Raw genomic sequence first — 23,083 nt, 5'->3', positions numbered from 1 at the left:
GTTAGGGGATGACTAGTGATGATTGATTTACAATATATATTCACATTGCTGCTGGATGCTGATTTTTGGTTGGCAAGTATTAATGTCGTAACCTTGAGTATTTTGACTTGGGGTGCCGGATTATTGCTAGGCCTATGCCTGGCACTTGCAAAGGAATCATCGACACTGGCAGTGCGCAAGGCGGCTGAAGTCTATGTTTGGTTCTTTCGCAGCCTCCCTCTATTAGTCTTATTGATTTTTGTTTACAACTTACCGCAACTTATTCCACAGCTGCAAGGAGCATTATCTAATCCTTTTGCCGCGGGCCTAATCGCTATGATAGCGAGTGAAACGGCCTATATGGCGGAGATTTACCGCAGAGGTCTTATTGGTGTGCCGAAAGGACAGCAGGAGGCCGGGCGTGCTCTTGGGATTCGTTATTTAGGAAGACTCAGACTTATTGTTGTTCCGCAGGCGTTTCGTATCGCACTACCTAGCTTGTCGAACGAATTCATTACGATCGTTAAGCTGACCTCTTTGGTTTCAGTCATTTCTTTGAATGAGTTGCTTCTGGTAGGGCAACGGCTTTACACTCAAAATTTCAAGGTTATTGACACGTTAATCGTAGTTGCTTTGTATTACGTTCTAATCGTTAGCGTATTCAGTTTTCTTGTTGCGCGTCTTGAGGCATGGCTGGACGTTTCGCTACGCCGACAGAAACAAACTTTGGCCGATCCTAGCTTACCAATAGAAAATGCGACTCCAACTGCAAGCATTCGACCACTGCGAAAGCTAAAAACGTCACTTGTAATCGACATGCACGGAATATCAAAATCCTTTGGTTCAAAACGTGTATTGAACGATGTTTCGCTCGATGTCCATGAAGGAGAGGTAATCAGTATTATTGGGCCGTCCGGCTCTGGAAAAACCACGCTAATTCGTACTATCAATGCTTTGCAAGATATTGATGGAGGCGCAATTGTTTTTGATGGTAAGCCTTGGCTTGGCGCCCCAGAAGGGCACTACCAAATGGCTGGTGATTTCCATAGCCGGATTATGGACATCGGTATGGTGTTCCAAAATTTCAACTTGTTTCCTCATCTCAGCATCCTTGACAACGTGATGATGGCGCCGATCTATCATCGGCGGGGCAATCGCGACGTAATTCGTGAGAAAGCCTTGGCTGCACTGCGTAAAGTCGACATGCAGAGCCATGCGAACAAGTTCCCACATCAATTGTCTGGCGGGCAGCAACAGCGTGTTGCGATCGCCCGAGCCCTGGCGATGGAACCTCGCATCATGCTGTTTGATGAGCCAACCTCCGCCCTAGATCCTGAACTTGTAAACGAAGTACTACGCGTAATTGAGAAGCTTGCTGACGAAGGTATGACCATGGTCATCGTGACCCATGAAATGCGATTTGCACGCAAGATTTCTGATCGGATCGTGTTCATGGAGAACGGTGCGATAGTTACCAAGGGCGCTCCTGAAAGCCTTTTTGGTGAAACGGACAGCCGACTCGCCGCCTTCCTATCACAGGCTTGATGGTTATCATGAATAGGTATTCCGGTATGGCGCATTCACTCGGCATAAAACCAATCAGCTCATTAGTCAACGACATAGCGACGGGATGGACGAGTAGTGTCCAATTGGTCAGCGATGCACTGGAACGTATTGAACGTCATCTCCATGACGGTGGTTGTGCATATGTGGATGTGGATCGTGAGGCCGCCATGAGGGCTGCGAGAACCAGTGATATGGATCGGGCAGCCGGTCGGGAATTATCCCCACTGGCCGGTTTGCCCATTTCGATCAAGGATCTCTTCGACGTCAGGGGTCAGGTGACTACAGCTGGATCATCGCTGCTGGCACAAGCTCCACCTGCGTTAGATGATGCATTCGCTGTGGCGCGCCTGCGCGCCGCAGGTGCTGTGATGTTGGGTCGAACCAACATGAGCGAGTTCGCTTTCTCAGGACTAGGCCTCAATCCACATTACGGCACGCCCGTGAATCCTTACGACAATGATCGGATCGCTGGTGGTTCAAGTTCAGGAGCTGCAGTTAGTGTCGCGCTCGATATGGCGGTCGCCGGACTCGGCACTGATACGGGTGGTTCCTTACGGATACCAGCAGCATTTTGCGCCTTGGTCGGTTTCAAGCCAACTGCATCGCGGGTGCCTACTTTGGGGACGCTGCCTTTGGCAGAAAGCCTAGACTCGATCGGTGCAATAGCGCATAGCGTGGCAGATTGCATCTTGCTGGATCAGGTGCTTTCAGGCCAATTGCTTGATACACGGCCTGCAAATCTAAGGGGATTACGTGTGGCGGTAACACGGGACTTTGTCTTGGATAATCTTGATCGTGAAGTAGGCGCTGCGTTTGAACGCGTGCTGAAATTGCTTAACGATGCTGGGGCTGTCATTCACTGGTTTGATTTTTCAGAGCTTTGCGAGTTGCCGAGCATTAATGAGTCAGGTGGACTGACTGCTGCGGAGTCTTGGAACTTTCATCAGCACTGGCTACAAAGCGAACTCGATACAAGATACGACCCACGTGTAGCCCAGCGAATCCGACGGGGAGCGTCGCTGAGCGCCGCAGATTACCTTGAATTGATAGGTCATCGGCGTCGTTTATCAGAAGAGGCAAAGGCTCGCTTAAGCGATTTTGACGTCTGGTTGATGCCCACCGTTGCATGCACGGCGCCGCTATTGAAAGAACTTGAAAAGAACGACGAGCTTTTTTTTGCCACCAATGCACTAGTACTTCGCAACACCAGCGTCATCAACTTCATCGATGGTTGCGCTATTAGTGTACCGTGCCATCTCCCGGGGGAGCTTGCTATTGGACTGAGCATTTGTGGTTTGAATGGTCATGACGCGAGGGTCCTTCAGGCTGCACGAAGCATTGAAGTATTACTTTCCGAGTACCTGTCCGTGCCCCACTGATCAAACGTCACCCTGCAGGAGCCTGATGTACCAGCAACTTACGTAAACACCCAGCAGATTTGATTGAGAGGGCAGCATGTAAAAGGAAAAGGCGTATTCCGATTTCATCCATCAGGATGGCTGGATCTCTTTTTCTGGCAAAGCGGGCGCTATGGCTCATGGCTCGGTGCCGGATGACTTCGTGGAGTAGGCCGATCAAGCGATCCTAAACCTGAAAGCAGTAATGGCGACGGCAGATTGCACCGTGGACAACTTGGTGAAGGTGACCATCTTCCTGACTAGCATGGACGACTACGTTGCGTTCAACGAAATCTATATCTGTCACTTCCCTGGCCGTCGCCCAGCTCGCTCTTGTGTGGCGATCTCCGGCCTGCCGCAGAATGCCAAAGTCGAAATTGAAGCTGCGGGTTATGTCAGGAAAGGCTGAGGGCGTTTAGAAAACCAGTTTTATCCCTAATCAACACTTTAGGGGTTTAAGGCTTGAGGTTCTGACTGGCTCTTCCCAGGCAGAACTCTCAAGCCTTCATTTTTAGCCTGAAAAAAGCCGAGCGCTGCCAAAGATAGACTCGACTGGGCGGCGGTTTGGCACCAAGTAGTTAACGTATCAATGGCTGCTTATGGCTGCTGTCTGTCCTCTCGACCGGAGTGGGGCGGGAGCACACGGTAGAAGGCGACCGCCCTTGCCCCATGGCTACCCAGCAGGCGCGATCACATACCCCTTGGTTGTGCAGTCGTTGAGCTTGATCGCCAGTTCATCAGACACGCTCTGACCACTCCCAAAGCTTGCTGAGTTCAAGCGCAAGGTTCTTCTTGCCGAAGGCAGCGTCTTGGAAGGCTGGACAGATAGCCTTGAACCACAAATCGCCTCTGGTGGTGTCCTTGAACCAACCAGAGTTTTTCGCCGTTACACCGATAGCGGACCGTAGCTTGGGGCTTTCCGTCCACGAGCCAATATCTTTGTCCAGGTTTTCCAGAAGCTGTGATCGCACCTGGTCGTATACAGGGTAAACCAGCTCATCTTGAGCGAGCGTCACACTGGCCAATACATCGTCCCAAGGCAGATCTTGGAAAGCTCGCTCTTCAAGTGAAAGCTTGTCGCTCCACACATAGGTCGGAATCCCCAATGCAACAAGCTCTGCCGCATCGGCAGTAGAAAACTGCTTCTCCGCGTCGCCATCAGCTAGCACCGACACGTCATAGCAAAGTGATTTAAAAGCTTTCGCCAGTGCTTTCACTTTGCTGGCTCCCTTCGCGTCCAGTAGCGCTACGCCGTGGAACGAAAACGGATCTTTTTCGTTCTCTATCTGGTAGTCGTCAAAGCCTCTCAGGAAGCCCACCTCAGTAGCGCCCTCGCACACTATGACCTTCTTCGCCAGGAATGCCTCCGTGCTCGAGCGAATCTTGCCCTGAACCTCGTGTTCTTCGAGCCCCTTCTGAGCAGCAGAAATGATCTGAACCACACCGCCCTTGCTGTGGACGATGTAAAGGTCCTTCACCGTGAGTTCGCGCAGTACCATGGGCGAATGGGTTGTCAGGAAATATTGTCCGCGCTTATCTTCCCTAATGTGCTTAATGAGGCGGGTGATTCGATGCGGCTCACCTATGAAAAATGGCAAACTCTTGATGTAACGATCCGACTCGCTCTCTTAGGCTCAGAAAGGAACGGCCATCCTAGTGAGCTGGTTCGCACTGTAGTGCGTCTGGCCATCCCAACGCTGCGCACTGATTTTTAACCGTCATCAGTCCGACTGGAAACGAACAAGAGTGAGTCGAAATCGAGACCTCGGAAGGCTAACCGGCACTTGGGGTGCAGAACCTCCAAACATAAATGGCCGTCATGGCCTAGCCTCCACTTCAGACGAGCTCAAAATGAAAGGTTACTATGGAATTGCAATTGTGCAGATTGGCAACCACTCACTCGTTACACGCGTAAAAAACATAAAAAAAGTTAAATTAGGTAAGTGACTGATTTATGGAAGATAAAACACATGTAACTGTTAGTAAGGCTCCGGAATGGCTGAGTACCTCGATTTGTCCGTGCGGTAGCGGCAACCTGCTGGATGCCTGCTGCGGCCATTATCATGCAGGCCACCCCGCCCCCTGCGCCGAGGCCTTGATGCGCTCGCGCTACAGCGCTTATGTACTGGGCCTGGTGGACTATCTGGTAGCGACCACCCTGCCCGCGCAGCAGGCAGGCCTGGATCGTCAATCGATCAGTGACTGGAGCGCCCAAAGCACCTGGTTGGGTTTAGACGTGGAAAGCTCCGAGGTATTTGGTGGCCAACCCGAACACGCTTTCGTGACCTTTACCGCGCGCTGGCACGACAGCACCGGTGAACACAGCCACCGCGAACGCTCCTCGTTCGTGCAAAACAGCGGCCACTGGTACTTCATCGACCCCACCGTGCAGCTCAAGGCCGGGCGCAACGACGCTTGTCCCTGTGCCAGCGGTCAGAAATTCAAGAAGTGCTGTTCAAGTTACACAGTCAGCTAAGTTTCAAAGTGGACCACCCCCCAACCCCGCCGCACCGATTGCTGGACTGGGGTCTCACAGGGAGTAATTTCATGGTCACTGAGTTTCGAACAATAAGGACAATTGGTCTGCTCATGGTGCTGACGCTTTCCGGCTGCGCATCCTGGTTTAGCGACGACAGGCTCGATCCTCAGGTTCACCTGATCAAGGTTGAAGTGGTCAGGGCCAAGCTTCTAGAGCAAAAATTTCGTCTGCACTTTCGCATCGACAACCCCAACGACTCCAGCCTGATTGTGCGCGGCCTGGTTTACCGGATTCACTTGGGCCAGATTCTCCTGGCCGACGGTGAGTATTCAGAGTGGTTCACCGTGGAGCCGAAAAGCAGCGGCTATTTCAAGGTCCCGATCCGCACCAACCTCTGGCCGCAGGTGCGCGAGGTGGTAAAACTCCTGCGAAAACCGGAGCGCCCCATCCCTTATCGGCTGGAAGGTGAACTGGAAACCGGATTATTCATCGGCTATGACGTGCACCTGGCGCGTAATGGCGAGATAATTCCCGCCGATTTTATTCCGGAGTGACCTCAATGACTCAAGAACCCCATGTCCATGGCCCTGACTGCAACCACGATCATGATCACCACGACCACCATGATCACGACCATGGTCATGTTCACGGCCCCAATTGCGGTCACGCCCACCAGGAGCCTGTGCGCAATGCGTTGAAAGACGTCGGCCGCAACGACCCTTGCCCATGTGGCAGCAGCAAAAAATTCAAGAAATGCCACGGCGCTTGATGCTCCGGGCGGATACTTTCTTCGTTTGTTAAATCGCCATCGCGAGCAAGCCCATACAGGAATCTCTGTCACACAGGAGCAGGGCTTGCCCGCGACAGAGCCGCCGCGGTGTATCAGGCTTACAGCGTCATCGTTCATCGCGAGCAAGCTCGCTCCTACAGGATCTGCGCCACGCTGACGACGGTGGCGTACTCGCCATGCAGATTGCCCAGCGACATTGCATGCACTTGCTCGGCTGAATGCACCTTGCCAAAATAATCGGCCTTGTCGAAGGTGTAACACGCGTCTTCCACGACCCAGGTTTGAAACCCCAGATTGCCAGCCGTGCGCGCAGTGGACTCGACCGAATTATGGGTCGCCACACCGACAATGATCAGTTGTTCTATCCCTGCCTCACGCAAGACCGTCTCTAAAGCCGTCCCGCAAAACGCATCCGGCACATGTTTCTGGATCAACTGTTCGCCTGGCAATGGCACAAATCGCTCCTGAAACTCGACACCTGACTGCTCCGGCCAGAACACCGAGTCTGGTGAACGGGACAAATGTTGTACATGAATCACCGGCCGCGCAGTACAGCGCCAATGAGCCAGCAACTCAGCCATCCGGTCCTCGGCGTGCGGGTTGTTGCGCCGCCCGAGCCTGGGGTGATGAATGCCTTTTTGCTGATCGATCAGAATCAGCGCCGCGCTAGCCTTGAGCTCCATGCCGACTTTTCTCCTGCGGGGTCATTGAAATTCCCGCACTTCAACATCACCTCCTCCTGCAGGCAAGCCATCGAAAGCAAACAGGACGACCTAATGCCGGAGTTTGCTGTCGGTAGACACCCCTCACCTGGAGAACTCCATGATCGACCTGTATTACTGGACCACCCCCAACGGCCACAAAATCTCGCTGTTTCTGGAAGAGGCCGGCCTGCCGTACAACGTGCATGCGGTGAATATAAGCAAGGATGAGCAGTTCAAACCCGAATTCCTGAAAGTCTCCCCTAACAATAAGATTCCGGCCATTGTCGACCAGCAACCTGCTGATGGCGGCGCTCCGCAGGCGTTGTTCGAGTCTGGGGCGATTCTGTTGTACCTGGCAGAAAAAACCGGGAAGTTCCTGCCCAAGGACCTGCGCGGTCGGCAGCAAACCCTGCAATGGCTGTTCTGGCAAATGGGCGGTCTGGGGCCGATGGCCGGGCAGAATCATCACTTCAGCCAGTTCGCCCCGGAAAAAATCCCCTACGCGATCAAGCGCTATATCGACGAAACCGCCCGGCTGTACGGTGTCCTCGACAAGCAACTGGCCGACCGCAACTTCGTCGCCGGATCCGAATACAGCATTGCCGACATGGCAATCTACCCCTGGATCGTCTCGCACAAGTGGCAAAGCCAGAACCTGGAAGACTTCCCCAATGTGCAGCGCTGGTTCAACCACATCCAGGATCGCCCGGCGACCGCGCGCGCGTATGCTATTGCGGCGCGGATCAATCCACCTAAATCCTGAGGACCGGGATCGTTCCCACGCGGGAGCGTGGGAACGATCATTTATCAGACAAATCTTGAAATAAGATCCGCGCCCTTCTTGCGCGGCATCCTCCTGCTCACTAACGTAGCGCCTTTATCAGCACTACCCTCCGCAGGAGCTTTGCCATGGCCTCGCCAGCCTTCACACATTTCCTTCCCCGGCTCGGCGTTGCCGCAGCAGTGGCCGGTGTTCTAAGCCTGACCGGTTGTCAGACCTGGAACACTCAGGACACCCTGCCACCCACTTCTGGCGTGCAGCCGCTCAAAGGGCTGGCGCAGAACGTTTCGGTGCGCCGCAATGCCATGGGCATGCCGCTGATCGAGAGCAACAGCTTCCACGACGCGCTGTTCACCCTGGGTTACGTGCACGCCAGTGATCGCATCACCCAGATGGTTACCATGCGCTTGCTGGCTCAGGGCCGTCTGGCCGAGATGTCCGGCCCCGACGTGCTGGAAGCCGACCGTTTCATGCGTGCGGTCAATCTGAAGAAAAGCGCCGGCGAGCTCTATAACGCCGCTTCGCCGCGTATCAAACGTTTCTTCGAAGTCTATGCACGTGGCGTCAATGCTTACCTGTTCCGCTACCGCGACAAACTGCCGCCAGACCTGGCCGCCTCAGGCTACAAACCCGAATACTGGAAACCGGAAGATTCGGCACTGATCTTTTGCCTGCTGAACTTCAGCCAATCGGCGAACCTGCAGGAAGAAATTTCCTCGCTGGTACTGGCACAGAAAGTCGGTGCCGACAAGCTCGCCTGGCTGACCCCATCCTATCCAGATGAACCGCTGCCTTTCGCCGAAGCCGAAAAGCTCAAGGGTCTGAACCTCGACGGACAAATCCCGGGCCTGGCCGACATCACCAAAGTCACCGGTCAACTCTCCGACCTGAACCTGCTGAGCGTCACGGCTTCAAGCAACTGGGCTATCGCGCCACAGCGCAGCCGCAGTGGTAAAAGCCTGCTCGCCAGTGACAGCCAGCTGCCGATCGCCGTGCCCTCGCTGTGGAATTACGTGCAGCTGCGCGCGCCGAAATACCAGGCCGCTGGCGTGTCAGTCGCCGGGATCCCGGCCATCATCGCCGGTTTCAACGGCAAGGTCGCGTGGAGCATGACCATGCTCATGGGTGACAATCAGGACCTGTTCCTCGAAAAACTCAAACGCCAGGGTAATGCGCTCTATTACGAAGTCGGTGGCAAATGGCAGCCGACAATCGTTCGTAACGAAACCTACTTCGTCAAAGGTCAGCGACCGATTCGCGAAGTCGTGTACGAAACCCGCCACGGCCCGCTGCTCAACAGCACGCCAGGCACGACCCTGAGCAGTGGTTATGGCCTGGCGCTGCAAATGCCGGACCTCAAGGACGACAAGAGCCTGGATGCGTTCTTCGATTTGTCCCGTGCGCAGAACGTCGAAAAAGCCTCCGACGCCAGCCGTGAGATCCGCGCCATTGCCCTGAATATGGTGTTCGCCGATGCGAGCAATATCGGCTGGCAAGTCACCGGCCGTTTCCCGAACCGCCGCGAAGGTGAGGGTTTGCTGCCATCGCCAGGCTGGGAAGGTCGCTACGACTGGGACGGTTATGCCGACCCGATGCTGCATCCCTATGACCAGAACCCGGCTCAAGGCTGGCTCGGCACCGCCAACCAACGGATCATTCCTCACGGCTATGGCATGCAGTTGTCCAACTCCTGGTACTACCCGGAGCGCGGCGAACGCATCGCCGAACTGGCAGGCGCCGGCAAGCACGACACCCGCAGTATGATCGCCATGCAGTACGACCAGACCACCACCTTCGCCGCCAAACTGAAGAAGATGTTCGAAGCGCCGGGCATGTCCCAGCCGCTCAAACAGGCCATCGACGCGCTTCCCGAAGCTGAACGTAACAAGGCTCGCGAGGCCTACAGCCGCTTAATGGCGTTCGACGGCAAACTCAGCCCGACCTCGGCTGATGCGGCGATCTACGAATTGTTCCTGCAAGAGAGCACCAAGCAAATCTTCCTCGACGAATTGGGCCCGGAGTCCAGCCCGGTCTGGAAAGCCTTCGTCGCCAACGGCAATCTGTCCTACTCGGCTCAAACCGACCACCTGCTCGGTCGCGAAGACAGTCCATTCTGGGACGACACCCGCACGCCGCAAAAGGAAGACAAACCGACTATCCTCGCCCGCAGCCTCGCGGCGGCGATGACCGCCGGTGACAGCCAGATGGGCGCCGATCACAAAGCCTGGCAGTGGGGCAAACTGCACCGCTACGAGTGGAAAAACGCCAGCGGCCAAACCGTGCGCGGTCCAATGCCGGCGGGCGGCGATCACACCACGTTGAACACTGCCGCCTACCATTGGGGACAGGACTTCAATACCACGTTGATCCCGGCCATGCGTTTCATCGTCGATTTCGGTCAGGCGGAACCGATGATGGGCCTCAACAGCACCGGCCAATCCGGTAACCCGGCCAGCCCGCATTACATCGACAGTATCGATTCGTCGCTCAAGGGCCAATACATGAGCTTCCCGATGCAGCCGCAGAACTTCGACAAGGTCTACGGCAATACACGGCTGACGTTGGTGCCGGGCAAGTAAGGATTTAGCGCTCACACGATCCATCCCTCTCCCTCTGGGAGAGGGCTAAGGTGAGGAGGGATGTAACTGATGCTCAGGCGCTCAAGCACCACGATGGTGCATAATATTTTCAGCGCCCGTTTTCGGGCACGACCATTGCCCCTCTCTCCCCGAAAACGGCCTTTTAAAACACTTGTTCGGGACTATGGTTCGGAAATTGCTACTTTTAATAGGTCTTACGCTTTCCAGTAACAGTACTAATGCGCCACAAGCGCTCATATTGGTTTTTAGGGATTGAATAATGAAAAAAGCATTGCTGACCCTTTCTGCACTGGCGTTGTGCATGGCTGCCGGCTCCGCGCTGGCCAAAGAATACAAAGAGCTGCGTTTTGGTGTTGACCCTTCCTACGCGCCGTTCGAGTCCAAAGCGGCTGACGGTAGCCTGGTGGGCTTTGATATCGATCTGGGCAATGCGATCTGCGCCGAACTGAAGGTCAAGTGCAAATGGGTCGAAAGCGATTTCGACGGCATGGTCCCTGGCCTTAAAGCCAATAAATTCGACGGTGTGATCTCGTCGATGACCGTTACCGAGGCCCGCGAGAAAGTCATCGATTTCTCCAGTGAGCTGTTCTCCGGCCCTACCGCACTGGTGTACAAGAAAGGCTCTGGCATCTCTGATGTTGCCTCGCTCAAAGGCAAAAAGGTCGGCTACGAGCAAGGCACCATCCAGGAAGCCTACGCCAAGGCTGTGCTGGACAAGGCTGGCGTCACCACTCAGGCCTATGCCAACCAGGACCAGGTCTATGCTGACTTGACGTCTGGCCGTCTCGATGCCTCGATCCAGGACATGCTGCAAGCTGAATTGGGCTTTTTGAAGTCGCCACAAGGTGCTAACTACGAAGTCAGCAAGCCGGTCAACGATCCTTTGTTGCCATCCAAAACTGCTGTCGGTATCTCGAAAGGTAACAAAGAGCTCAAGGCTCTACTCGATAAAGGTATCAAAGCGTTACACGACGATGGCACCTACGCCACCATTCAGAAGAAACACTTCGGCGATATGAATCTGTACAGCGGCAAATAATGCCCGGCGCCCACCTCGAAAAGGTGGGCGCTTTTCTGACTGTCAAAGGCTGGATCCATGTTCGAAGAACTGTTGCAGACCCTTGGGCTTTCCGCCTTCAGCCTGAAGGGTTTCGGCCCCCTGCTGTTGCAAGGCACCTGGATGACCATCAAATTATCGGTGTTGTCGCTGCTGGTGAGCGTTCTGCTCGGCCTGATCGGCGCCAGTGCCAAGCTTTCAAGCGTCAAGCTGTTGCGGATTCCGGCGCAGTTCTACACCACGCTGATTCGCGGAGTGCCGGACCTGGTGCTGATGCTGCTGATTTTCTACAGCCTGCAAACCTGGCTGACCAGTCTCACCGTAGCGCTGGACTGGGAATACATCGAGATCAATCCGTTCAGCGCCGGGGTCATTACCCTGGGCTTTATTTACGGCGCGTACTTCACCGAGACCTTCCGCGGCGCGATTCTCGCCGTGCCGCGCGGGCAGATGGAAGCCGCAACCGCCTACGGCTTGAAACGCGGCCAGCGCTTTCGCTACGTGGTGTTCCCGCAAATGATGCGCTTCGCCCTGCCGGGTATCGGCAATAACTGGATGGTGATGCTCAAGGCCACCGCGCTGGTGTCGATCATCGGCCTCGCCGACCTGGTCAAGGCCGCTCAGGATGCCGGCAAAAGCACCTATCAACTGTTCTACTTCCTGGTGCTGGCGGCACTGATTTATTTGCTGATTACCAGCGCTTCGAACGTCGTCCTGCGCTGGCTCGAACGGCGTTACGCGGCGGGCTCCCGGGAGGCCGTGCGATGATCGAACTCCTGCAGGATTACTGGAAGCCCTTTCTCTATAGCGACGGCTACCACATCACCGGCCTGGCGATGACGATGTGGCTGCTCAGCGCCTCGATCTTCATTGGTTTCCTGGTGTCGATCCCACTGTCCATCGCCCGGGTTTCACCCAAGCTTTACGTCCGCTGGCCGGTGCAGTTCTACACCTATCTGTTCCGCGGTACGCCGCTGTATATCCAGCTGCTGATCTGCTACACCGGGATCTACAGCCTCGCCGCAGTGCGTGCGCAGCCGGTGCTCGATGCGTTCTTTCGCGATGCGATGAACTGCACCATCCTGGCCTTTGCCCTCAATACCTGCGCCTACACCACGGAGATTTTTGCCGGGGCGATTCGCAGCATGGCCCACGGTGAAGTAGAAGCGGCCAAAGCCTATGGCCTGAGCGGCTGGAAACTGTATGCCTATGTGATCATGCCCTCGGCCCTGCGCCGCTCGTTGCCCTACTACAGCAACGAAGTGATCCTGATGCTGCACTCGACTACCGTGGCCTTTACCGCGACCGTTCCGGATGTATTGAAAATTGCGCGGGACGCCAACTCGGCGACCTTTTTGACCTTTCAATCGTTCGGCATTGCCGCGCTGATCTACCTGAGCGTCACCTTTGCGCTGGTCGGTTTGTTCCGCCTCGCCGAACGCCGATGGCTGGCCTTCCTCGGGCCGACCCACTAGGACTTCTGTTTCAGGAAACAAGAGCCAATGCGCCACCAGATTCATGACTTGCTTGCCCCGCTGCCGGGCACAGCACGACAGATTCACAGTTTCCACTTCGGCCCGCAGCAGGCCGAAGGCAAGATCTACATCCAGTCGTCTCTTCACGCGGACGAACTGCCAGGCATGCTGGTGGCCTGGCACCTCAAGCTGCGCCTGGCCGAACTGGAAGCTCAAGGCCGCCTGCGCAGCGAAATCGTGTTGGTGCCTGTGGCCAACCCGGTCGGCCTGGAGCAAGTGCTGATGGACGTGCCGATGGGCCGCTATGAGCTGGAAAGCGGACAGAACTTCAACCGCTGGTTCGTCGACCTGAGTGAAGAAGTCGGTAACGAAATCGAAGGCCAGCTCAGCGATGACCCTCACCATAACATCAGGCTGGTTCGCACCAGTCTGCGCAAGGCTTTGGCCCGGCAAACCGCCAGCACTCAATTGCAATCCCAGCGCCTGACCCTGCAACGACTGGCTTGCGATGCTGACATGGTGCTGGACCTGCATTGCGATTTCGAAGCCGTCGCCCACCTGTACACCACTCCTGAAGCCTGGCCGCAGGTCGAACCGTTGGCGCGCTATATCGGCGCCCAAGCTTGCCTGCTGGCCACCGACTCGGGCGGGCAGTCCTTCGATGAATGCTTCACCCTGCTCTGGTGGCAGTTGCAAGAACGCTTCGCTGAGCATTTCGAGATTCCGCTGGGCAGTTTTTCGGTCACCGTCGAGCTGCGCGGTCAGGGTGATGTCAATCACGGGCTGGCCAGCCTGGATTGCCAGGCACTTATCGACTACCTGACGCAATTCGGCGCCATCGCCGGCGAACCGGCGCCTCTGCCAGAGCTGCCCTACCCGGCCACTCCGCTGGCAGGCGTCGAGCCAGTAACAACACCCGTCGGCGGTCTGTTGGTGTTTGCCGCGCTGCCGGGTGAGTTCCTTGAGGCAGGGCAACTGGTCGCCGAGATCATCGACCCGATCAACGACCGCGTCACGCCCATTCATTGCAACAACGCCGGGCTGCTTTACGCCCGCTCGTTGCGGCGCATGGCCACCGCTGGCATGGTGATCGCCCATGTCGCTGGCCGCGAAGCCTATCGCAGCGGCTACCTACTTTCGCCTTAAGGATGCATGCCCCCATGTACAAACTGACCATTGAAGGCCTGCATAAATGCTATGGCGACAATGAAGTGCTCAAAGGCGTCTCGCTGAAAGCCAAAACCGGTGATGTGATCAGCCTGATCGGCGCCAGCGGCTCGGGCAAAAGTACCTTTCTGCGCTGCATCAACTTTCTTGAGCAACCCAACGACGGTGCCATGAGCCTGGACGGCCAGTCGATCCGCATGATCAAAGACCGGCATGGCATGCGTGTAGCCGACGAGGCCGAACTGCAACGGATCCGCACCCGTCTGGCGATGGTGTTCCAGCACTTCAACCTGTGGAGCCACATGACGGTGCTGGAAAACATCACCATGGCCCCGCGTCGGGTGCTGGGTGTCAGCAAGAAAGACGCAGAGGATCGTGCCCGCCGTTACCTGGACAAGGTCGGCCTGGCCGCCCGGGTCGCCGATCAATACCCGGCGTTCCTCTCCGGCGGTCAGCAACAGCGCGTGGCCATCGCTCGGGCCCTGGCCATGGAGCCGGAAGTCATGCTGTTCGACGAACCGACCTCGGCCCTCGACCCGGAACTGGTGGGCGAAGTGCTCAAGGTGATCCAGGGCCTGGCCGAAGAAGGCCGGACCATGATCATGGTCACCCATGAAATGAGTTTCGCCCGCAAGGTGTCGAGCCAGGTGCTGTTTCTTCACCAGGGTCTGGTGGAGGAAGAAGGCACGCCGGATGAGGTGCTGGGCAATCCGAAAAGCGAGCGGTTGAAGCAGTTTCTCAGCGGTAACCTGAAATAACCCCCCGGCCTCCTGTAGGAGCCGAGCTTGCTCGCGATGAACGATAACGCGGTCGGTCAGCTTGACCGAGGCGTCTCTATCGCGAGCAAGCTCGACTCCTACAAAGTTCTCTGGCGAGAGATATCAAGCTACGGGAGCGGGAGGTGGCTCATCCGGCAGGGTGGGCTCACCGGGTTCGGTAGGCTGTTCGTTCGGGGTGTCCGGGTCGGGTTGACCAGGAATGCCGCCCGCCATGTTGACCGACGGATGCGCCAGCAATGACCAGGCAAGCATGCCGACCTGATTGGGCTCAAGCCTCGCCAGCTCAGCACTTATACGCGGATCGATTTTCATAGGGCGCTCCTGAGCGATGGCCCGACTCGCGTTGCGCGAACCGAAGCAGTACTCTCAATAGAGTACCTGCTCGCTCAAGAATTCCAACTGTTCGTCAGATGCCTGAATCAGGTACGCGGCAGGGTGACACCAAGCTGGCCCTGATATTTGCCGCCACGGTCTTTGTAAGACACTTCGCACTCTTCGTCGGACTCGAAAAACAGCATCTGCGCCACACCTTCATTGGCGTAGATCTTCGCTGGCAAGGTCGTTGTGTTGGAGAACTCCAGGGTCACATGGCCTTCCCACTCCGGCTCAAGCGGCGTGACATTGACGATGATGCCGCAACGGGCGTAGGTGCTTTTCCCCAGGCAGATGGTCAATACGTTACGTGGAATGCGGAAAAACTCGACAGTCCGGGCCAGCGCGAAAGAGTTTGGCGGAATGATGCACACATCGCTTTTGACGTCGACGAAACTCTTCTCATCGAAGTTTTTCGGATCAACGGTCGCCGAGTTGATGTTGGTGAATACCTTGAATTCATCCGCGCAACGCACGTCATAGCCGTAGCTCGATACGCCGAAGGAAATCACCCGGTCAGCGCCTTCGCCGCGCACCTGACGCTCCACAAAGGGCTCGATCATGCCGTGCTCTTGCGCCATGCGGCGAATCCACTTGTCCGATTTGATGCTCATGGCGGGTGTCCTGAATAGCGAGGTGGAAAAATTCTGTCCGGCATCTTACCGGGGCGCGCCGCCGGGTTCAAAGTCCGGGGCGCTTTTCTCGCTGATCCCGGCAATAGCGCAGGCCCGGATCCCGTACGCAGCACCGTCAGTCACGAAAATAAAGAAACCTTCATAAAGACCATTGGCACGTTCCGGAAAAAGGGTTAAGGTGGCGCCACTGTGTTGCTTGTGTCACTGAGAATCTCTACACGATATGTTGAATTTCGATCCAACCATCTCCAAGAATTTTTCCTGCTCTTTGCACTCAGTCTCGGCCAGGGCTTTTCCTGAGTCGCAGTTAACTTTGTCCAAGGAGATACACCATGTCTAATCGCCAAACTGGTACCGTTAAGTGGTTCAACGATGAAAAAGGCTTCGGCTTCATCACTCCACAATCCGGTGACGACCTGTTCGTACACTTCAAAGCTATCCAGTCCGACGGCTTCAAAAGCCTGAAAGAAGGCCAACAGGTTTCTTTCATCGCTACCCGCGGTCAGAAAGGCATGCAAGCTGAAGAAGTTCAAGTTATCTAACTTGTCCTGATACAGCAAAAGCCCCGCCCTCAAAAGCGGGGCTTTTTTGTGCCCGTCTGTTTTGCCCTGAACATGCTCTGAAAAAGGTTTACCCCCCAGCTTTCGAACGATAGAACGCCAGTGTTATCAGGCGACACCAAAAAAGCGGTGTGACGCGCCCCGTTCAAACTGATGACAACGAGGCACAGCAGGGCTCTGGACAACATAAGCGAACACAGGGCCCGAGCTTGCGAAAAAAACCGGACACCCCATGGACAAAAGCCTTAGCCAGGACTGACCCAAGCATCACAACCGAGTTAAATTCTCATCGACCTATCAGGGATATGTCTTACAGGCGAACTCGCGAATTCCTTCAGGAAGCACGAACGTGACTGAATCTCCCGACGAGAGTGAAAGCCCTGCACAAATCCGACGCACGGCTCTCTACCTCACACTTGCCCAAGTCCCGGAGGGCAAAGTGGTGAGTTATGGCCAATTGGCCGAACTGGCCGGGCTGGGCCGTGCCGCACGCTGGGTCGGTCGCACACTCAGCCAATTGCCCGGCGACACCAAGCTGCCCTGGCATCGTGTTCTCGGTGCTGGCGGGCGTATCAGCCTGCCTGCCGGCAGCGCTTCAGGGGATGAACAACGTACGCGCTTGCGCATGGAAGGCATCAGCATCCTGAACAATCGTGTTGATATTCAGCGTCATGGCTGGCGTCCGGTAGAGCACAGCGGTTAGAGTGCGCGCTTTGTTTCCGCAATCTGAGGCAGACTCCAGCCCATGCCCCCAAAAACCTGGCGCGACGCACTCGCCGCCTATGCCAGCCCCTCGACGCTCGTACTGTTGCTGCTTGGTTTCGCCGCCGGCATGCCTTACATGCTGGTGTTCTCGACGCTTTCGGTCTGGCTGCGCGAAGCTGGTGTAGCCCGCGAAACCATTGGCTACGCAAGCCTGATCGGCTTGGCCTATGCCTTTAAATGGGTATGGTCGCCGCTGCTCGACCAATGGCGCCTGCCGCTGCTCGGTAAACTCGGGCGTCGTCGCTCGTGGCTGGTCCTCGCTCAATCACTGATCATCCTCGGACTGATCAGCATGGGCTTCTGCGACCCGCAAAAACACCTGTCCTGGCTGATAGCCATTGCGGTGATCGTCGCCTTCGCCTCCGCCACCCAAGACATTGCTATCGACGCCTATCGCCTGGAAATTGCCGAAGACAGCCGCCAGGCCGCGCTGGCCGCCGCGTACATGTCCGGTTATCGAGTTGCCGTACTGCTGGCGACCGCCGGTGCACTGTTCTTTGCCGAAGGCTTCGGCTCCACGGGTTTCAACTACAAACATGCGGCCTGGACCGGCACCTACGTCCTGTTCGGTGTGTTGATGATCCCGGCACTGCTCACCACGCTCCTTATGCGTGAACCCCCCGTGCCACTGCGTACTCAGCTGTCGGCCGGGCGCTATAGCTTTGTGCATCAACTGGTGTCGGTATTCGTGCTGATCATCCTGCTGATCTCCGTACCGGCGATGTTTACCCAGCTTTACAACACCGACTTCGCCAGCGTGCTGTTCAACGGTGTCAGCCTGCTGGATCTGCTATTGGAAGATCGCGCCTTCCTGCGGGCGATCCTCTATATCATCCTGACCAGCCTGTGCCTCTCGGCCATGGGTAGACGCGGCCTGGCGCCAGTACTGACACCGGTCAACGACTTTATCTTGCGCTATCGCTGGCAGGCCTTCCTGCTGCTGGGGCTGATCGCCACCTATCGGATGTCCGACACGGTCATGGGGGTGATGGCCAACGTGTTCTACATCGATCTGGGATTCACCAAAGATCAGATCGCCGGAGTCAGCAAGATTTTCGGCCTGATTATGACCCTGGTCGGCGCCGGGATGGGCGGTTTACTGATCGTGCGCTTCGGAATCCTGCCGATCCTGCTCATCGGCGGCGTAGCTTCGGCAGCCACCAACCTGCTGTTCGTGATGCTCGCAGACATGGGCGCCAACCTGCAGATGCTGATCTTCACCATCTCGCTGGACAACTTCAGCTCAGGCATGGCCACTTCAGCATTTGTCGCTTACCTGTCGAGCCTGACCAACCTGAAATTCTCCGCCACTCAATACGCCCTGCTCAGTTCGATCATGCTCTTGCTGCCACGCCTGATCGGCGGCTACTCCGGGGTGATGGTGGAGAAATTCGGCTATCACAACTTTTTCCTGATCACCACCCTGCTTGGCATCCCGACCGTATTGTTGATCGCCCTGCACTGGTTTCAGGAGGCCCGCCGCGCCCGCGAGGCCGCTGCGGCCGCCGCAGCCGCAGCCGCAGCCGCGGCTAACGACGTTAGCGACACCAGTAAAGTCAGCGAAGTTGGCGAAGTTGGCGAAGCCAACAAAGCCAGCGAAATCAGCGAAATCAGCAAAGAATCTTAGGAGCCCCCCGGGGGGTTGCCGGCTTTCGCCACCCTCCCCCGGTACGCCCGGCTGCAATCCTGTACGCAAACAGATCTCACCCGTACAATGCTCAGTCATTTCTAGTCATTAGCAACCGACAACGGCCAACCATGCGCACCAGTCAATATTTGCTCGCCACACAGAAAGAAACGCCTTCCGACGCGGTTGTGATCAGCCATCAGCTGATGCTGCGCGCCGGCATGATCCGCAAACTGGCCTCCGGCCTGTACACCTGGCTGCCCATGGGCTTGCGGGTTATGCGCAAGGTTGAAGCCATCGTTCGCGAAGAGATGAACGCTGCAGGCGCTCTTGAAGTGTTGATGCCGAGCACCCAGCCGGCTGAGCTGTGGCAGGAATCCGGCCGTTGGGAAGAGTACGGCCCTGAGCTGCTGCGCTTCAAGGATCGTCACGGTCGCGACTTCTGCGCCGGCCCGACCCACGAAGAAGTGATCACCGACCTGGCCCGTAACGAGCTCAGCAGCTACAAGCAGCTGCCGATCAACCTGTACCAGATCCAGACCAAATTCCGTGACGAGACCCGCCCACGCTTCGGTTTGATGCGCGGCCGCGAATTCATCATGAAGGACGCCTACTCCTTTCACGCGGACCAGGCATCCTTGCAGGTCACTTACGACCGCATGCATCAGGCGTACTGCAACGTGTTCACCCGCCTGGGGCTGAATTTCCGCCCGGTAGAAGCCGATAACGGCTCCATCGGCGGCGCTGGCTCCCACGAGTTCCACGTACTGGCCGAGTCCGGTGAAGACGATATTGTCTTCAGCAATGGTTCCGACTACGCGGCGAACATCGAGAAGGCTGAAGCCGTTCCTCGCGAAACCTCGCGCCCTGCGCCAGGCGAAGAGCTGCGCCTGGTCGATACGCCAAACACCAAAACCATCGCGCAACTGGTCGAAGGCTTCAATCTGCCGATTGAAAAGACCATCAAGACCCTGGTGGTTCACGCTGAAGAAAAAGGCAAGCTGATCGCGCTGATCATTCGCGGCGATCACGAACTGAACGAAATCAAGGCCGCCAACCAGCCAGGCGTTGCCAGCCCGCTGGTCATGGCTTCCGACGCCGAACTGCGCGATGCCATTGGCGCCGGCGCCGGCTCCCTCGGCCCACTGAACCTGCCATTGCCGATCATCATCGACCGCTCAGTCGAGCTGATGAGCGACTTCGGTATCGGTGCCAACATCGATGACAAGCACTACTTCGGCGTCAACTGGGAGCGCGATCTGCCGGTTCCGGCCGTGGCCGACCTGCGCAATGTCGTGAGCGGCGATCCAAGCCCGGACGGCAAAGGCACGCTGGAAATCAAACGCGGCATCGAAGTCGGACACATCTTCCAGCTAGGCACCAAGTACAGCGAAGCGATGAAGTGCCAGGTTCTCGGTGAAAACGGCAAGCCTGTAACCCTGACCATGGGTTGCTACGGCATTGGTGTTTCGCGCGTGGTTGCCGCTGCCATCGAGCAGAACAACGACGAACGCGGAATCATCTGGGGCGACAGCCTCGCACCGTTCCAGATCGCTCTGGTACCTCTGCGCTACGAAACCGAACTGGTTCGCGAAGCTACCGACAAGCTTTATGCCGAGCTGACTGCTGCCGGCTTCGAAGTGCTGCTGGACGACCGCGACAAGAAAACCAGCCCTGGTATCAAGTTCGCAGACATGGAACTGATCGGCATTCCACACCGGATCGTGGTCAGTGACCGCGGTCTCGCCGAAGGCAACCTGGAATACAAGAGCCGCACCGAGGCCGAGCCGCAAGCGCTTCCGGTCGCCGAGGTGCTGTCCTTCCTCCAAGCCCGTATCCGTCGCTGAAACCAGATCAAGAGAAGTCATGTTCAAGCGAAACACCTTAGGCCTCGGTGGTGCCGCCCTGTGCGGTACCCTGCTGGTCAGTGGCTGTGCCAATCAGATGTCACAACACAGCGAGCACGAGGAACGCATCGAGCGCAAATTGCTCGAGCACAGCCTGCAGATCGATGTCGGCGAGCCTAAGGTGCTTGAACTGCCGCAACGCCGAGTACGGATCCACGAGCAGAAGACCTTCGAAGTCACCGAGTTCGAAGTTGCCCGTCGCTATGATCGCTACACGCCTTACCAGCCCTGGCGGGAGATCTACGAGATCCCGCTGGGCGCCGTGGCGTTGGTCGCTGGCGTCGGTGCGAATATTGTCAACGTGTTCGCCTTGGGCAACTTGCCAGACAGCATGACCAAAGACTGGATCAGCTATGGCCTTGCCGGGCTCAACCCGTTCATGAACATTCAATCCCATGGTCGAGCGCAACAAAACCTGGCCGGAATCGACGAAACCCAGCGTGACAAACGCCTGGAATATTCGAGCCTGCCGTGGAGCGAGCGGCCGGTGGAGGTCAAGGCCGGCACTCATACCTTTGAGCTGAGCACTGATCGCAACGGCGTACTGCGCCTGAACCTGCTGGACAGTCCGTTTTCAGAACAGGACCTGAACCACATCAGCAAGCTGCAGATCAGCGTCGAAGATGCTCAGAATGACGTGCATTCCAACTCATCCCTGACCATCAGCAGCACCCTGCGCGGCAAGATGCTGGAAGCTCACAACCTGATCTTCGATGACCTCGAAGATGACGACGTCAGCCAGTGGGTACACCGGGTAAAACGCCTGTCGGAGTTGGGCCTTGAAGAAGAAGCCAGCGAACTGGAACAGAGCCTGATCGAATTGACCCGCAACGATCCTGAATTGCAGCGTGAATTCCTCAAGTCACTGACCAAAGATGCCGGGCGACTGGTGGCAGATCCCGGGGTGTGACTGTAGCAGCTGCCGAGCCCGCGAGGCTGCGTTCGGCCGCGAAGCGGTCGTAGCCTGATGCATGCGGTTGTTCCGTTAAACCGCTATCGCAGGTTTTACGACTGCTTCGCCGCCGAACGCAGCCTCGCAAGCTCGACAGCTGCTACAAACGCCTAGCGGCTAAACAACTCCAGCTGCTCATGCCCGCCACGCAGATCCTGCAAACGCACGCCAATCCCCAGTAACCGCACCGGCTTGACGCCCCGATTGAAGGCCTGGGTCAGCAGTTGCTGATACCCCTCCAGATCCCGCCCTGCCCCGGCCTGCTCCAGAGTGGTCTGGGTAAAGTCATGGAACTTCACTTTGACGAAGGGCTTGCCCGGCCGATAACTGCTGTCGATCCTCGCCATGCGGGCGGTCAGGGTTTCCAATAACTCTGGTAATTTTTCCAGGCAACTGGCCAGATCGGGCAGGTCCACATCGTAGGTATTCTCGACACTGACGGACTGACGCCGGTTATCGTTCTGCACCAGCCGATCATCGATTCCACGAGCCAGCCCCCACAGCCGCTCACCAAAACTGCCGAATTCGCGCACCAGCGCCAACTTGCTCCAGTCTCGAAGCTCCAGGCAATTGACGATGCCGAGCCTTCCCAACTTGTCCGCCGTGACCTTCCCCACCCCGTGCAGCTTGCTGACCGATAAGGCGGAAACAAAATCCTCAACCTGATCCGGGGTAATCACAAACAAGCCGTTGGGCTTTTTCCAGTCACTGGCGATCTTGGCGAGAAACTTGTTCGGCGCCACACCGGCCGAGACGGTGATATGCAACTGGTTGGAGACACGTCGGCGGATATCTTGCGCAATGCGCGTGGCGCTGCCGGCAAAGTGCGGACTATCGGAAACATCGAGATACGCCTCATCCAGCGATAAGGGCTCGATCAGGTCGGTGTAATCGCGAAAGATCGCCTGAATCTCTTTCGAAGCCTCTTTATATGCATCCATACGCGGCTTGACGATCACCAGATCCGGGCACAGCTTCAAGGCATGCCGGGAAGACATTGCCGAACGCACCCCATAAGCCCGCGCCTCGTAGTTACAAGTGGCAATCACCCCACGCCGCTCCGCCGAACCACCGACAGCCAGTGGCTTGCTGGCCAGACGCGGGTCGTCGCGCATCTCGATTGCGGCATAGAAACAATCACAGTCGATGTGGATGATTTTGCGCTGCGTCATATATAGGCAGTGTTCATTGAGAGCAAAAGAGGCAAAGGTGAAACGAATCGGCAGTATCTCACTGACACCTGTATATAGCACCAGTGCTTTGAATCTTCGCCTGTATACGTAGGAAAAACCCTCAATGGATTTATTTTATCAATCAAAACAGGTATGCCAATAGAGCTGAAAGCCTTACGCAGCAAGCCCTCAAGGCTTGTCAGGCTGCCCTCCTGACAAGCTAAGCGATTGAACAAAAAGAGATTTTTTAGAATTACAGGTTGACAGCCCAGCGATCCGCTGTAGAATGCCGACACACAGACGCGGGATGGAGCAGTCT

The 23,083-nt window shown here is 56.6% G+C and carries 24 protein-coding genes and 1 tRNA gene (1 of these 25 running past the window's edge); 19 read left to right on the top strand and 6 right to left on the bottom strand.

Annotated elements, in window-relative coordinates; genetic code table 11:
- Positions 1-15 precede the first annotated feature (15 nt).
- The 3 genes from AC07UI_RS11535 to AC07UI_RS11525 all read left to right on the top strand — a co-directional run bounded on the left by AC07UI_RS11535 (position 16) and on the right by AC07UI_RS11525 (position 3,351).
- Positions 16-1,524 carry an amino acid ABC transporter permease/ATP-binding protein gene (locus tag AC07UI_RS11535; RefSeq protein WP_494992616.1) on the top strand — a complete coding sequence of 503 codons (1,509 nt, stop codon included), beginning with the start codon at positions 16-18 and terminating at the stop codon, positions 1,522-1,524.
- 26 nt (positions 1,525-1,550) lie between these two features.
- Positions 1,551-2,924 carry an amidase gene (locus AC07UI_RS11530; RefSeq protein ID WP_177323272.1) on the top strand — a complete coding sequence of 458 codons (1,374 nt, stop codon included), beginning with the start codon at positions 1,551-1,553 and terminating at the stop codon, positions 2,922-2,924.
- A gap of 202 nt (positions 2,925-3,126) precedes the next feature.
- The gene (locus AC07UI_RS11525; RefSeq protein WP_274517871.1) at positions 3,127-3,351 is read left to right on the top strand and encodes a RidA family protein; all 225 of its coding nucleotides are present in this window, start codon (positions 3,127-3,129) and stop codon (positions 3,349-3,351) included.
- A gap of 328 nt (positions 3,352-3,679) precedes the next feature.
- Here AC07UI_RS11525 and AC07UI_RS11520 read toward each other — a convergent pair whose 3' ends face one another.
- Positions 3,680-4,441: a TOPRIM nucleotidyl transferase/hydrolase domain-containing protein gene (locus AC07UI_RS11520; RefSeq protein ID WP_007996868.1), complete on the bottom strand. Its 762-nt coding sequence runs from the start codon at positions 4,439-4,441 to the stop codon at positions 3,680-3,682.
- Between the two features lie 500 nt (positions 4,442-4,941).
- On the opposite strand from AC07UI_RS11520, the gene AC07UI_RS11515 reads away from it, so the two are divergent.
- From AC07UI_RS11515 to AC07UI_RS11505, 3 genes are all read left to right on the top strand, one after another.
- A complete protein-coding gene (locus AC07UI_RS11515) occupies positions 4,942-5,418 on the top strand; it encodes a YchJ family protein (protein ID WP_494992774.1) in 477 nt (158 codons plus the stop codon).
- 71 nt (positions 5,419-5,489) lie between these two features.
- Positions 5,490-5,975, top strand: a complete 486-nt coding sequence (locus tag AC07UI_RS11510) for an LEA/WHy family protein (RefSeq protein ID WP_494992615.1) — start codon at positions 5,490-5,492, stop codon at positions 5,973-5,975.
- A 5-nt stretch (positions 5,976-5,980) separates the two neighbouring features.
- Positions 5,981-6,190, top strand: a complete 210-nt coding sequence (locus AC07UI_RS11505) for an SEC-C metal-binding domain-containing protein (protein WP_494992614.1) — start codon at positions 5,981-5,983, stop codon at positions 6,188-6,190.
- A gap of 155 nt (positions 6,191-6,345) precedes the next feature.
- Here the strand turns inward: AC07UI_RS11505 and AC07UI_RS11500 are convergent, their stop codons facing one another.
- On the bottom strand, positions 6,346-6,894 hold the full coding sequence (locus AC07UI_RS11500; protein ID WP_494992613.1) for a cysteine hydrolase family protein: 549 nt from the start codon (positions 6,892-6,894) through the stop codon (positions 6,346-6,348).
- A 139-nt stretch (positions 6,895-7,033) separates the two neighbouring features.
- On the opposite strand from AC07UI_RS11500, the gene AC07UI_RS11495 reads away from it, so the two are divergent.
- The 7 genes from AC07UI_RS11495 to AC07UI_RS11465 all read left to right on the top strand — a co-directional run bounded on the left by AC07UI_RS11495 (position 7,034) and on the right by AC07UI_RS11465 (position 14,753).
- Positions 7,034-7,678, top strand: coding sequence for a glutathione binding-like protein (locus AC07UI_RS11495; protein WP_494992612.1), 645 nt, complete (start codon positions 7,034-7,036; stop codon positions 7,676-7,678).
- Between the two features lie 146 nt (positions 7,679-7,824).
- Positions 7,825-10,275, top strand: coding sequence for a penicillin acylase family protein (locus AC07UI_RS11490; protein WP_494992611.1), 2,451 nt, complete (start codon positions 7,825-7,827; stop codon positions 10,273-10,275).
- 280 nt (positions 10,276-10,555) lie between these two features.
- Positions 10,556-11,335, top strand: a complete 780-nt coding sequence (locus tag AC07UI_RS11485; RefSeq protein ID WP_494992610.1) for a transporter substrate-binding domain-containing protein — start codon at positions 10,556-10,558, stop codon at positions 11,333-11,335.
- A gap of 57 nt (positions 11,336-11,392) precedes the next feature.
- Positions 11,393-12,121, top strand: coding sequence for an ABC transporter permease (locus AC07UI_RS11480; RefSeq protein WP_494992609.1), 729 nt, complete (start codon positions 11,393-11,395; stop codon positions 12,119-12,121).
- Positions 12,118-12,828: an ABC transporter permease gene (locus AC07UI_RS11475; RefSeq protein WP_494992608.1), complete on the top strand. Its 711-nt coding sequence runs from the start codon at positions 12,118-12,120 to the stop codon at positions 12,826-12,828. The genes AC07UI_RS11480 and AC07UI_RS11475 overlap by 4 nt, the downstream gene beginning before the upstream one ends.
- A gap of 27 nt (positions 12,829-12,855) precedes the next feature.
- Positions 12,856-13,974 (top strand): succinylglutamate desuccinylase/aspartoacylase family protein, encoded by a 1,119-nt coding sequence (locus tag AC07UI_RS11470; RefSeq protein WP_494992607.1) that lies wholly within the window; start codon positions 12,856-12,858, stop codon positions 13,972-13,974.
- Positions 13,975-13,988: 14 nt separating this feature from the next.
- A complete protein-coding gene (locus AC07UI_RS11465) occupies positions 13,989-14,753 on the top strand; it encodes an ABC transporter ATP-binding protein (RefSeq protein ID WP_494992606.1) in 765 nt (254 codons plus the stop codon).
- Positions 14,754-14,876: 123 nt separating this feature from the next.
- Here the strand turns inward: AC07UI_RS11465 and AC07UI_RS11460 are convergent, their stop codons facing one another.
- Together AC07UI_RS11460 and dcd are read right to left on the bottom strand one after the other, a co-directional pair.
- Positions 14,877-15,086, bottom strand: a complete 210-nt coding sequence (locus AC07UI_RS11460; RefSeq protein WP_494992605.1) for a hypothetical protein — start codon at positions 15,084-15,086, stop codon at positions 14,877-14,879.
- Positions 15,087-15,193: 107 nt separating this feature from the next.
- Positions 15,194-15,760: a dCTP deaminase gene (dcd, locus tag AC07UI_RS11455; RefSeq protein ID WP_419116148.1), complete on the bottom strand. Its 567-nt coding sequence runs from the start codon at positions 15,758-15,760 to the stop codon at positions 15,194-15,196.
- A gap of 353 nt (positions 15,761-16,113) precedes the next feature.
- Here dcd and AC07UI_RS11450 point away from each other — a divergent pair, with 353 nt between their 5' ends.
- From AC07UI_RS11450 to AC07UI_RS11430, 5 genes are all read left to right on the top strand, one after another.
- Positions 16,114-16,323 carry a cold-shock protein gene (locus AC07UI_RS11450; protein WP_002554837.1) on the top strand — a complete coding sequence of 70 codons (210 nt, stop codon included), beginning with the start codon at positions 16,114-16,116 and terminating at the stop codon, positions 16,321-16,323.
- A 346-nt stretch (positions 16,324-16,669) separates the two neighbouring features.
- Complete coding sequence (locus tag AC07UI_RS11445; protein ID WP_494992773.1) at positions 16,670-17,044, top strand: MGMT family protein; 375 nt, start codon at positions 16,670-16,672, stop codon at positions 17,042-17,044.
- 42 nt (positions 17,045-17,086) lie between these two features.
- Positions 17,087-18,733 carry an AmpG family muropeptide MFS transporter gene (locus AC07UI_RS11440; RefSeq protein ID WP_494992604.1) on the top strand — a complete coding sequence of 549 codons (1,647 nt, stop codon included), beginning with the start codon at positions 17,087-17,089 and terminating at the stop codon, positions 18,731-18,733.
- Positions 18,734-18,864: 131 nt separating this feature from the next.
- Entirely contained in the window at positions 18,865-20,580 is a 1,716-nt protein-coding gene (locus tag AC07UI_RS11435; RefSeq protein WP_494992603.1) for a proline--tRNA ligase, read from the top strand.
- A 19-nt stretch (positions 20,581-20,599) separates the two neighbouring features.
- Positions 20,600-21,550, top strand: a complete 951-nt coding sequence (locus AC07UI_RS11430) for a hypothetical protein (protein WP_494992602.1) — start codon at positions 20,600-20,602, stop codon at positions 21,548-21,550.
- A gap of 152 nt (positions 21,551-21,702) precedes the next feature.
- On the opposite strand, the gene dinB is transcribed toward AC07UI_RS11430, so the two are convergent.
- Positions 21,703-22,764: a DNA polymerase IV gene (dinB, locus tag AC07UI_RS11425; RefSeq protein WP_494992601.1), complete on the bottom strand. Its 1,062-nt coding sequence runs from the start codon at positions 22,762-22,764 to the stop codon at positions 21,703-21,705.
- The coding region (locus AC07UI_RS11420) for a hypothetical protein (RefSeq protein WP_494992600.1) at positions 22,761-23,083 on the bottom strand (323 nt) is incomplete at its 5' end. The genes AC07UI_RS11420 and dinB, both read right to left, overlap by 4 nt.
- A tRNA-Met gene (locus AC07UI_RS11415) sits at positions 23,066-23,083 on the top strand (it continues 159 nt past the right edge of the window). The genes AC07UI_RS11420 and AC07UI_RS11415 overlap by 18 nt on opposite strands.

The sequence above is a fragment of the Pseudomonas sp. GW821-FHT04C07 genome (assembly GCF_059420325.1).
The sequence above is the reverse complement of the archived record's forward strand: the minus strand, read 5'-3'. Positions and strand labels throughout refer to the sequence as shown.